Annotated in this window: 10 protein-coding genes; 7 read left to right on the top strand and 3 right to left on the bottom strand. The window is 57.5% G+C overall.

The features are described 5' to 3' along the window. Window positions 1–80: 80 nt before the first annotated feature. Window positions 81–1190 carry a YcbX family protein gene (locus HWQ14_RS19560; protein WP_176610712.1) on the top strand — a complete coding sequence of 370 codons (1110 nt, stop codon included), beginning with the start codon at window positions 81–83 and terminating at the stop codon, window positions 1188–1190. Here HWQ14_RS19560 and zapC read toward each other — a convergent pair. Together zapC and pyrD are read right to left on the bottom strand one after the other, a co-directional pair. Beyond that, window positions 1187–1729 (bottom strand): cell division protein ZapC, encoded by a 543-nt coding sequence (zapC, locus tag HWQ14_RS19565; RefSeq protein ID WP_148421004.1) that lies wholly within the window; start codon window positions 1727–1729, stop codon window positions 1187–1189. The genes HWQ14_RS19560 and zapC overlap by 4 nt on opposite strands. A 165-nt stretch (window positions 1730–1894) precedes the next feature. Further along, window positions 1895–2905, bottom strand: a complete 1011-nt coding sequence (gene pyrD, locus HWQ14_RS19570; protein WP_148421006.1) for a quinone-dependent dihydroorotate dehydrogenase — start codon at window positions 2903–2905, stop codon at window positions 1895–1897. 248 nt (window positions 2906–3153) lie between these two features. Between pyrD and ssuE the strand changes: the two genes are divergently transcribed. From ssuE to ssuB, 5 genes are read left to right on the top strand one after another with little or no spacing between them, the layout of a single operon-like run. Then, window positions 3154–3729: an NADPH-dependent FMN reductase gene (ssuE, locus tag HWQ14_RS19575; protein WP_176610713.1), complete on the top strand. Its 576-nt coding sequence runs from the start codon at window positions 3154–3156 to the stop codon at window positions 3727–3729. Beyond that, window positions 3722–4684, top strand: a complete 963-nt coding sequence (locus HWQ14_RS19580; RefSeq protein ID WP_176610714.1) for a sulfonate ABC transporter substrate-binding protein — start codon at window positions 3722–3724, stop codon at window positions 4682–4684. The genes ssuE and HWQ14_RS19580 overlap by 8 nt, the downstream gene beginning before the upstream one ends. Further along, a complete protein-coding gene (ssuD, locus tag HWQ14_RS19585; RefSeq protein ID WP_148421012.1) occupies window positions 4681–5826 on the top strand; it encodes an FMNH2-dependent alkanesulfonate monooxygenase in 1146 nt (381 codons plus the stop codon). Before HWQ14_RS19580 ends, ssuD begins: the two co-directional genes overlap by 4 nt. A 9-nt stretch (window positions 5827–5835) precedes the next feature. Further along, a complete protein-coding gene (gene ssuC / locus HWQ14_RS19590; RefSeq protein ID WP_176610715.1) occupies window positions 5836–6627 on the top strand; it encodes an aliphatic sulfonate ABC transporter permease SsuC in 792 nt (263 codons plus the stop codon). Next, window positions 6624–7394 carry an aliphatic sulfonates ABC transporter ATP-binding protein gene (ssuB, locus tag HWQ14_RS19595; protein ID WP_148421017.1) on the top strand — a complete coding sequence of 257 codons (771 nt, stop codon included), beginning with the start codon at window positions 6624–6626 and terminating at the stop codon, window positions 7392–7394. Before ssuC ends, ssuB begins: the two co-directional genes overlap by 4 nt. A 51-nt stretch (window positions 7395–7445) precedes the next feature. Here the strand turns inward: ssuB and pepN are convergent, their stop codons facing one another. After that, window positions 7446–10058 (bottom strand): aminopeptidase N, encoded by a 2613-nt coding sequence (gene pepN / locus HWQ14_RS19600; RefSeq protein WP_176610716.1) that lies wholly within the window; start codon window positions 10056–10058, stop codon window positions 7446–7448. A 254-nt stretch (window positions 10059–10312) separates the two neighbouring features. On the opposite strand from pepN, the gene pncB reads away from it, so the two are divergent. Continuing rightward, complete coding sequence (pncB, locus tag HWQ14_RS19605; RefSeq protein WP_148421020.1) at window positions 10313–11515, top strand: nicotinate phosphoribosyltransferase; 1203 nt, start codon at window positions 10313–10315, stop codon at window positions 11513–11515. Window positions 11516–11645 lie beyond the last annotated feature (130 nt).

Here is an 11645-nt window from a genome sequence, read left to right on the forward strand (position 1 = left end):
AGAAAATTGTCGCGCATTATAGCTAATATGGCGTGTATGTCATAAAGTTGAAGGCTTATTTTCTTTTGCGGGAGTGTGCAGTGGCGACGTTATCCAGGCTTTTTATTCATCCGGTGAAATCCATGCGCGGTATCGGCGTTACGCACGCGCTGGCCGATATAAGCGGATTTGCCTTCGATCGCATATTTATGGTCACCGAGCCTGACGGTACGTTCATTACGGCACGCCAGTTCCCGCAGATGGTTCGCTTTACCCCTTCCCCGCTTCATGACGGTTTGCACCTGACCGCGCCGGACGGATCGAGCGCGGTGGTTCGCTTTACCGATTTTGCGCCGGTGGATGCGCCAACGGAAGTGTGGGGGAATCATTTTACCGCGCGTATCGCCCCGGACGCTATAAACCAGTGGCTGAGCGGCTTTTTCTCCCGTAACGTTCAGCTGCGCTGGGTTGGGCCAGCCCTGACCCGTCGCGTTAAGCGCCACAACGCGGTCCCCCTCTCCTTCGCGGACGGTTTTCCGTTCCTGCTGACCAACGAGGCCTCGCTTCGCGACCTACAAAACCGCTGTAAAGCCAGCGTGCAGATGGAGCAGTTTCGCCCGAATCTGGTGGTGACCGGAGCGGATGCCTGGGATGAAGATACCTGGAAAACGATCCGCATCGGCAGCGTGATTTTTGACGTGGTGAAACCGTGCAGCCGCTGTATTTTCACCACCGTCAGCCCGGAAAAAGGCCAGAAGCATCCTTCCGGCGAACCGCTGAAAACGTTGCAGTCATTCCGTACCGCGCAGGACAGCGGCGACGTCGATTTCGGTCAGAACCTGATCCCCCGCTCAAGCGGCGCGATCCGCGTGGGCGACGAGGTCGAAATCCTCACCCGCGGCCCGGCACGCGTGTATGGCGCAGGTCAGGAAGAAGAGATGGTCGACGCCGTGACCAACGTCGCTTCCGCGGTGGATATTCACTGGGAAGGCAAGGTTATCCGGGGTAACAATCAGCAGGTACTACTGGAGCAGCTGGAGCAGGCGGGTATTCGCGTACCGTATTCCTGTCGGGCGGGAATTTGTGGATGCTGCCGCATCAGGCTGGTAGACGGTGAGGTGAGTGCTCTGAAGAAATCCGCGATTGGCAATGACGGCACGATCCTGTGCTGTAGCTGCGTACCGAAAACGTCCGTACAGCTGGAAGCTTAAACCGCCTGTTCGAGGCTGAAGGAATCTACGCGCAGCTGTGGCTTCAGCCTGTCGTTCATTACCTTGATGGCATCACCTAACTGCATCACTCGCCCGGCAATGGTCACGCCGGGCTGTGCCAGCAAACAGAGCGCGGCGTTTTCGCCGGGTTCAACCACCAGCAAACTCACCTCTTCTTCGGTATCGCTCAGGCTCACGCTGGCCGCATCGCCCGTGGCCGGGGTCCAGCTCATGCCGTGCGCGAGGAAATGCCAGCTTTTCGGCATTTGGGGTTTCAGAAAGCGGATTGCCACCAGCGCGTTTAATACCAGTTCGGCGCGCTGTTCTTTGGAGAGATCGAGATCGCGGCATTTTTCTTCAAAAGAGAAATAGAGCGCGGCATCGTCAACGCAAAAGCCTGAGGGGGCAAACGCGTCTGGCGTGAGCATCCGGCGCGCAAAACGAGAGCGAAACAACATGCCATTGGCTAAGTCGAGCATCATTCGGTCATGCTCTTCGCAATAATACCAGCGCCAGTTATCGTCAGGTTTAATTCGCATGTTTCTCTCCCGTCCCCAAACGTCCTGTACTAAAAATGTCCTGTTTGCCGCTTCGTTTATAACACTAGTAATAAAAGACTATAATGTCTAAATAAGCAACAATGACGGAATATAAAACAACCAGGGCTGGAAATAAAGCCCTGGTTGTCTGATTAAGAGAAAAGATTAGATATGGGTGACAATTTCTTTAATCAACGGCGGCCCTTTAAAAATAAAGCCGGAATAAATTTGCACCAGCGATGCGCCCGCCGCCATCTTCTCACGCGCAGCGATGACGGAATCAATGCCGCCCACCCCAATAATCGGCAGCTGGCCTTTTAATTCCGCAGAAAGTGCGCGAATAATTTCGGTGCTTTTTAATTGTACCGGACGGCCGCTTAAACCACCCGCTTCGTCACAGTTTTTCATTCCCTGAACGAGGGATCGATCGAGCGTCGTATTGGTCGCAATAACACCATCAATATTATGGCGAACTAAACTGTCGGCAACCTGGATCAATTCTTCAGGAGAAAGATCCGGGGCGATCTTAACCGCGACCGGAACATATTTATGGTGGCTCGCCTGCAGCTCCGTTTGTTTATTTTTAATGGCGCTGAGAAGATCGTCGAGCGCTTCGCCATATTGTAATGAACGCAGCCCTGGGGTGTTTGGTGATGAAATATTCACCGCGATATAACCGGCATAGGCGTAGACTTTTTCCATACAAATCAGATAGTCATCTTTACCCTGCTCGACTGGGGTGTCTTTATTTTTACCGATATTAATACCCAGCACGCCATCAAAATGGGCTTTTTTTACGTTCTCTACCAGATGATCGACACCGAGGTTATTAAAGCCCATGCGGTTGATCAGCCCTTCGGCTTCGACCAGGCGGAACAGGCGCGGCTTGTCGTTACCCGGCTGCGGGCGCGGCGTCACCGTCCCGATTTCGATCGAGCCAAAGCCCATCGCACCGAGTGCATCAATGCATTCGCCATTTTTATCCAGGCCGGCCGCGAGGCCCAGCGGATTCTTGAAGGTCAGGCCCATGCACTGCACAGGTTTTTCCGGCACGTTCTGGCGCACCAGCGCCGCTAAAGGCGTTCCGGTAATGCGGCGTAACTGCTGAAACGTCAATTCATGAGCGCGCTCTGGATCGAGCTGGAAAAGGGCTTTACGAACGAAGGGGTAGTACATGAACTCTCCTGGATTCCCGGTGTGCAAACCGGGAGGGGATTATGTGCGATCCGGCACGGAAAGGGAATTGACCTGTGGCAAAAAAAGCCGAGTAAAACGCAATCGTTTCCTTCGGGAAGGCTTCTTATGCATTTTTTGGCATTTCACCTGAGGATAAATCATTTAGTGGAATAACGGCGCAATGTCACACTCCTGAAAATTGTTATGAATGTTAGATAAAAGCAAACAATTAGTTATAAGGAGCAACCATGCGCGTCATTACTCTGGCCGGAAGCCCGCGCTTCCCCTCTCGCTCCAGCACCCTGCTGGAATACGCCCGCGATAAGCTTAATGCTCTGGATGTGGAGGTATGCCACTGGAATCTGCACAATTTCGACCCTGAGGATCTGCTCTACGCCCGCTTTGACAGCCCGGCGCTGAAAACCCTGACAGAACAGCTTAAAGGCGCGGATGGACTGATCGTCGCGACGCCCATTTATAAAGCCTCTTTTTCGGGTGCGCTGAAAACCCTGCTCGACCTGCTGCCCGAACGCGCGCTGGACGGCAAGGTCGTCCTGCCGCTGGCCACCGGCGGTACCGTGGCCCATTTGCTGGCGGTGGATTACGCCCTCAAGCCCGTACTGAACGCGCTGAAGGCGCAGGAGATCCTGCACGGCGTCTTCGCAGACGACTCACAGGTTATTGACTACCAGCACAAGCCACACTTCACCCCGAACCTGCAAACCCGCCTCGACAGCGCGCTTGATACCTTCTGGCACGCCCTGAACCGCCGGGAACGCCATGCAGAGGCACGTCGTCAACCACAAGGAGTAGCGCATGTTTAAAATCCTTACCCGTATCGGGCTGGCGGGCCTGCTGGCAGTCGCGTCGCTGGCACACGCGGCGGAGGCCGCACCGGAGAGCCTGCGCATTGGCTATCAGAAAGGCAGCGTCAGCATGGTGCTGGCGAAAAGCCACGCGCTTTTGGAAAAACGCTTCCCGGACACCACATTCTCCTGGGTCGAATTCCCTGCCGGCCCCCAAATGCTGGAGGCGCTGAACGTCGGGAGTATTGATTTAGGCAGCACCGGCGACATTCCGCCGATCTTTGCGCAGGCAGCCGGGGCGGATCTGGTTTACGTTGGCGTTGAACCCGCGAAGCCCAAGGCAGAGGTGATCCTGGTGCCGGAAAATAGCGGGATTAAACGCGTCGCCGATCTGAAAGGGCATAAGGTTGCTTTCCAGAAAGGCTCCAGCTCGCACAACCTGCTGCTGCGCGCGTTGCAGGAGGCTGGCCTGTCGTTCACCGATATCCAGCCCGTTTACCTGACGCCTGCCGATGCGCGCGCGGCGTTCCAGCAAAAGAACGTTGATGCCTGGGCTATCTGGGATCCGTACTACTCTGCCGCCCTGCTGCAGGGCGGCGTGCGGGTGCTGAAAGACGGCACGTCCCTGAAACAGACGGGTTCGTTCTACCTGGCAGCGCGTCCGTACGCCGAAAAGAACGGCGCTTTTATTCAGGAGGTGCTCGATACCTTCACGCAGGCCGATGCGCTGACCCAGACCCAGCGTCAGCAGAGCGTAACGCTGCTCGCAAAAACCATGGGCTTGCCTGAGCCGGTGATTGCCACCTACCTTGACCACCGTCCACCAACCACCATCGCCCCGGTTGACGCGCGCGTTGCCGCCCTCCAGCAGCAAACGGCAGATCTTTTTTATCAAAACCGCCTGGTTCCAAAGCAGGTAAATATTCGCGAACGCATCTGGCAACCCGCAGGCACTGAAGGAAAAAAATCATGAGTCTGAATCTTTTCTGGTTTTTACCCACCCACGGTGATGGACGCTATCTTGGCACAGAAGAAGGTGCTCGCCCGGTCGACCACGGCTACCTTCAGCAGATAGCACAGGCGGCAGACCGCATCGGTTTTACCGGGGTGCTGATCCCGACGGGCCGCTCGTGCGAGGATGCCTGGCTGGTTGCCGCCTCAATGATCCCCGTCACCCAGCGTCTGAAATTCCTGGTGGCGCTGCGCCCGAGCGTGGTATCGCCAACCGTCGCGGCGCGTCAGGCGGCAACGCTGGACAGGCTATCCAACGGGCGCGCGCTGTTCAATCTGGTCACCGGCAGCGATCCGCAGGAGCTGGCGGGAGACGGCGTGTTCCTCGATCACACCGAACGTTATGAAGCCTCCGCCGAGTTCACACGCGTCTGGCGGCGGCTGCTGGAGGGTGAAACCGTCACCTTCGAAGGAAAACATATCCACGTTCGGGATGCGAAACTCTACTTCCCGCCGGTTCAGCAGCCGCGCCCTCCCCTCTATTTCGGTGGTTCATCGGACGTGGCGCAGGATCTGGCCGCTGAGCAGGTCGATCTCTATCTGACCTGGGGCGAGCCGCCTGCGCTGGTGAAGGAAAAAATCGCCCAGGTACGCGCTAAAGCGGCTGAACATGGCCGCAAGGTGCGCTTCGGTATTCGCCTGCACGTGATTGTGCGCGAAACCAGCGAAGAGGCCTGGCAGGCCGCCGACCGGTTAATTTCCCATCTGGACGACGACACCATCGCCAGGGCACAGGCGGCGTTTGCCAGTACCGACTCCGTGGGTCAGCACCGGATGGCGTCGCTGCACAACGGCAGGCGAGAAAATCTGGAAATCAGCCCGAACCTGTGGGCCGGCGTAGGTCTGGTGCGCGGCGGCGCCGGTACGGCGCTGGTAGGTGACGGCCCAACCGTAGCGGCACGCATCAATGAATACGCGGAGCTGGGCATCGACAGCGTTATCCTCTCCGGCTATCCGCATCTGGAAGAAGCATACAGGGTGGGCGAACTGCTGTTCCCGCATCTGGATGTCGCTGTTCCGGACATTCCGCAGCCGCGGCAGCTTCAGCTGCAGGGCGAAGCGGTGGCGAACGCGTTTATTCCGGGAAAAGTCGCGCAAAGCTAAGGAGCCTCTATGTCCGCAAATGCACAAAAATGGCTGCTGCGCGCCGCGCCGTGGTTCTTGCCCGTCGGCATTATCCTCGTGTGGCAGCTGGCATCTTCAACCGGCTGGCTGTCGAGCCGCATCCTGCCCTCTCCGGAGGGCGTTGTCGAAGCATTCTGGTCGCTAAGCGCCAGCGGCGAGCTGTGGCAGCATCTGGCTATCAGCTCCTGGCGTGCGGCAATCGGTTTTTCGATTGGCGGCAGCATCGGCCTGACGCTTGGGCTGATCAGCGGTCTCTCCCGCTGGGGAGAGCGGCTGCTGGACACCTCCGTGCAGATGCTGCGCAACGTGCCGCACCTGGCGCTGATCCCGCTGGTCATCCTGTGGTTTGGCATAGATGAGAGCGCAAAAATCTTTCTCGTGGCGCTGGGGACGCTGTTCCCGATCTATATCAATACCTGGCATGGGATCCGCAATATCGATCGCGGCCTGGTGGAGATGGCCCGCAGCTATGGCCTGTCGGGTTTTGCCCTGTTTACGCATGTCATTCTGCCGGGCGCCCTTCCCTCCATCATGGTCGGCGTGCGTTTTGCGCTCGGCCTGATGTGGCTGACCCTGATCGTGGCGGAAACCATTTCGGCTAATTCCGGCATTGGCTATCTGGCGATGAACGCCCGGGAGTTTCTGCAAACGGACGTGGTGGTGGTTGCCATTATCCTTTATGCCCTGCTCGGCAAGCTCGCAGACGTCAGCGCCCAGTGGCTGGAGCGTACCTGGCTGCGCTGGAACCCGGCCTATACCGCTCAGGAGGCGAAAGCATGAATACTGCACGACTGAATCAGGGGACGCCGTTGCTGTTAAGCGGCGTAACCAAACGCTACGGCGAAAAAACCATTCTGAACGCGCTGGATCTGCATATTCCCGCCGGACAGTTTGTGGCCGTTGTCGGCCGCAGCGGCGGCGGAAAAAGCACCCTGCTGCGTCTTTTAGCCGGGCTGGAAGCCCCCAACGGGGGTGACATTCTGGCGGGCACCACGCCGCTGGCCAACATTCAGGACGATACGCGCATGATGTTTCAGGACGCGCGCCTGCTGCCGTGGAAAACGGTGATGGATAACGTCGGGCTTGGTCTGAAAGGCAGCTGGCGGGAGGAGGCCCGGCAGGCACTCGCCGCGGTCGGGCTGGAGGATCGCGCGGGTGAATGGCCTGCGGCGCTGTCGGGCGGTCAGAAGCAGCGCGTGGCCCTGGCGCGGGCGTTAATTCACCGTCCCGGCCTGCTGCTGCTTGATGAACCGCTCGGTGCGCTCGATGCCCTGACGCGAATCGAGATGCAGGATCTGATTGCGTCTCTCTGGCAGACGCACGGTTTTACGGTGCTGCTGGTGACGCACGACGTCAGTGAAGCCGTGGCGATGGCCGACCGGGTGCTGTTAATAGAAGAGGGAAAAATTGGTCTGGATCTGACGGTGGACATTCCACGCCCTCGCCGCGTGGGCGCGGCAAGACTGGCGGAGCTGGAGGCGGAAGTGCTGGACAGGGTAATGAAGCGTGGGGTGAATGAGCGCGCGTTGATTAAAGCTAATGCCTGATGCCCTCACCCCGGCCCTCTCCCACAGGGAGAGGGAGGGTTAAGCTTTCTATCAGGCCAGCGCCTTCGCAATCTTTTCGTACAGATCGCCAGACAGGTTTTCCAGCCCTTTCAGCTGCTCAAGCGCGGCTCGCATTTTCGCCTGACGCTGCGCGTCGTAGCGCTTCAGGCGGATCAGCGGCTCAATCAGGCGAGACGCCACCTGCGGGTTACGGCTGTTCAGCTCGGTGAGCATTTCCACCATGAACTGATAGCCGCTGCCGTCTTCGGCATGGAACGCGGCCGGGTTGCTGCTGGCAAACGCGCCAATCAGCGAGCGTACGCGGTTCGGGTTGCTCATGGTGAACGAACGGTGCCTGAGCAGGCTGCGGACCTTGCTCAGCGCATCGGCCGCCGGGCTGGTGGCCTGCAGGATGAACCATTTGTCCATCACCAGACCATCCTCGTGCCACCTGTCGTCGTACTCCTGCATCAGCGCGTCACGGCACGGCAGCTCGGCGGCAACGCTCGCCGCCAGCGCGGCCAGCGCATCCGTCATGTTATCCGCTTCGTGGTACTGCTTGCTTACCAGCACGTTTGCCAGCTCAGCCTCACCAAACGCAAGGTAGCGCAGGCAGGTATTGCGCAGGGAACGCTTGCCAATGTCCGCATGCTCCACGCGATAGGCGTCCAGCCTGTTGGCGTTATAGATGGCGAGGAATTCATCCGCCAGTTCGGTCGCCAGCGTGCGGGTCAGCGCTTCACGCACGGCCACAATCGCAATCGGGTCAATGATGTCGAACAGCTCCGCGATTTCGGTCGCGGACGGCAGCGTCAGAATTTCAGCCGCCAGCGCCGGGTCAATCTTCTCATCCAGCAGAATGGCGCGGAAGGCATCAGCCACATGCACCGGCAGCGTCAGCGGCTGGCCCTGCTGGTAACGGTTGACGTTCAGCTTGATGTACGTCGCCAGCAGGCTTTGCGCCGCGTCCCAGCGAGAGAAATCATTGCGCGCGTGACGCATCAGGAACGTCAGCTGCTGATCGCTCCACTTGTACTCCAGCTTAACCGGCGCGGAGAACTCACACAGCAGCGCAGGAACCGGCTGGAAGTAGACGTTATCGAAGATAAAGGTCTGCTCCGCCTGGGTTACGTTCAGCACGTTATGTACCGGATGCCCGCCCTTCTGCAACGGGATCGCGTTGCCTTCGTTGTCGTACAGTTCAATGCTGAACGGAATGTGCAGCGGATGTTTTTCCTCCTGCTCGGCCGTTGGCGGCGTGCGCTGGCTGATGGTCAGCGTGTACTGCTCGGTTTCCGGATTGTAATCGTCTTTCACGGTGACAATCGGCGTTCCGGCCTGGCTGTACCAGCGGCGGAAATGAGAGAGATCGACGTTGGACGCGTCTTCCATTGCCTGCACGAAGTCGTCGCAGGTGGCCGCGCTGCCGTCGTGGCGCTCGAAGTAGAGCTGCATCCCTTTCTGGAAGTTCGCTTCCCCCAGCAGGGTGTGGATCATACGGATAATTTCAGCGCCTTTCTCATACACCGTCAGGGTGTAGAAGTTGTTCATCTCAATCACTTTATCCGGGCGGATCGGGTGCGCCATTGGGCTGGCGTCTTCCGCAAACTGCAGGCCGCGCATGGTGCGCACGTTGTTGATGCGGTTCACCGCCCGCGAGCCGAGATCGGAGCTGAACTCCTGATCGCGGAAGACGGTCAGGCCCTCTTTCAGGCTCAGCTGGAACCAGTCGCGGCAGGTGACGCGGTTCCCGGTCCAGTTGTGGAAATATTCGTGACCGATGACGCGCTCGATATCGAGATAGCCTTTATCGGTGGCGGTATCGGTACGCGCCAGCACGTATTTGGAGTTAAAGACGTTAAGGCCCTTATTCTCCATCGCGCCCATATTGAAGAAGTCGACGGCGACAATCATATAAATGTCGAGGTCGTATTCGAGGCCAAAGCGCTCTTCGTCCCACTTCATGGAGTTGATGAGGGAAGTCATCGCCCACGGCGCGCGGTCAAGGTTTCCACGGTCGACGAAGAGCTCCAGCGCCACTTCACGGCCAGAGCGGGTTTTGAAGGTGTCGCGCAGAACGTCGAAATCCCCTGCCACCAGCGCAAACAGGTAGCACGGTTTCGGGAACGGATCCTGCCACTGCACCCAGTGACGGCCATTCTCCAGCTCGCCTTCGCCAATACGATTACCGTTGGAGAGCAGGAACGGGTACAGCGCTTTATCGGCAATAATTTTCGTGGTAAAGCGCGCCAGCACGTCCGGGCGATCCAGATACCAGGTAATGTGGCGGAAACCTTCTGCTTCACACTGGGTACACAGGGCTACGCCTGACTGGTAAAGCCCTTCCAGCGCGGTATTGGCGGCAGGGCTGATTTCATTCACGATGCGCAGCGTAAAGCGTTCCGGCAGGTTGTCGATGACCAGCTGGTTGCCTTCTTCTTTATAGTCTGACCAGGCTTCATCATTAATATGCAGGGAGACCAGCGTCAGGTCTTCACCATCCAGACGCAGCGGCACGGCCGTCGCGCTCTGGCGCGTCACCTGGCTTTCCGCCGTCACAACGGTTTTTGTAGCATCCAGGTCAAACGTCAGATCGATATCGCTAATCAGGTAATCCGGCGCACGGTAGTCGTGGCGGTATTTGGCTTGTGGCTGTTGTGTCATAGAAAACCTTATGCATCGTTTGTCGAGTAACGATTCAATATATTCCTGTTGTGTAAAACGCGCTATGCAGAATGTTCATCTTTTCAGGCACAACGACCTTTATTGCTACATTTTTATAACACGGGGCACGAAATGCACTCGACCATAAAGTGTGCTTATGTTGTGATCGGGGTTCAATAAATCATTAAACAAGGTATACTCCGGAGTTGTTTATTGTACTAAACGCTCCCGTGAGAGGATGCTACAGCGCACCTATGACTCAATTCGCTTCTCCGGTTCTGCATACGTTGCTGGATACCGACGCGTACAAGCTGCATATGCAGCAAGCCGTGTTTCACCACTATCATGATGTTCATGTTGCGGCGGAATTTCGCTGCCGGGGTGACGACTTGCTGGGTATCTACGCAGACGCCATTCGTGAACAGGTCGATGCCATGCAGCATCTGGCGCTGCAGGATGACGAATATCAATGGCTTTCTGGCCTGCCGTTCTTCAAAGCGGACTATCTGAACTGGCTGCGCGACTTCCGCTATAACCCGGAACAGGTCACCGTCTCGAATGATAACGGCAAGCTGGACATCCGCCTGACCGGCCCGTGGCGCGAAGTGATCATGTGGGAAGTGCCGCTCCTGGCCGTAATCAGCGAGCTGGCCCACCGCTATCGTTCCCCGGAAACCGGCGTTACCCAGGCCGTTGCCGCGCTGGAAAATAAACTCGTTGAGTTTAACCAGCTGACTGAAGGGCTGGATATGTCCCGCTTCCGGCTGATGGACTTTGGCACGCGCCGCCGCTTCTCACGCGACGTTCAGGAAGCCATCGTCAGACGCCTTCAGCAGGAGCCGTGGTTTGTTGGCACCAGCAACTACGATCTGGCGCGTCGCCTGGATTTAACCCCGATGGGCACCCAGGCGCACGAATGGTTCCAGGCACACCAGCAAATTAGCCCTGACCTCGCTAACAGCCAGCGCGCGGCCCTCGCCGCGTGGCTTGACGAATACCCGGATCGGCTCGGCATTGCCCTCACCGACTGTATTACCATGGACGCGTTCCTGCGCGACTTTGGTCCTGAATTTGCTGAACGCTATCAGGGCTTACGCCATGACTCCGGGGATCCGGTAGAATGGGGTGAGAAAGCCATTGCCCATTACGAAAAATTGGGTATCGACCCGATGAGTAAGGTGCTGGTCTTCTCCGATAATCTCGATCTCGCGAAAGCCGTTGACCTTTATCGCCACTTCTCCTCTCGGGTGAATCTTAGCTTCGGGATCGGTACGCGCCTGACCTGCGATATCCCTCAGGTGAAACCGCTGAACATTGTCATAAAACTGGTGGAATGTAACGGCAAGCCGGTGGCGAAGCTCTCCGACAGCCCGGGCAAAACCATCTGCCATGACAAAGCGTTCGTTCGCGCATTACGTAAAGCCTTCGATCTGCCCCTGGTGAAAAAAGCCAGCTGACCGCTTCGGGGAGCCTTCATGGCTCCCCTTCTCTTATTTATTTCTTATTTCTTCTCTTAAGACAGCGAAATTTACTTGTCTGATAGCGGATGGCAGGTAACATAGATATCCCCCCTATAAGGGCGGACAA

Source organism: Enterobacter cloacae (genome assembly GCF_013375935.1).
Taxonomy (GTDB): domain Bacteria; phylum Pseudomonadota; class Gammaproteobacteria; order Enterobacterales; family Enterobacteriaceae; genus Enterobacter; species Enterobacter pasteurii.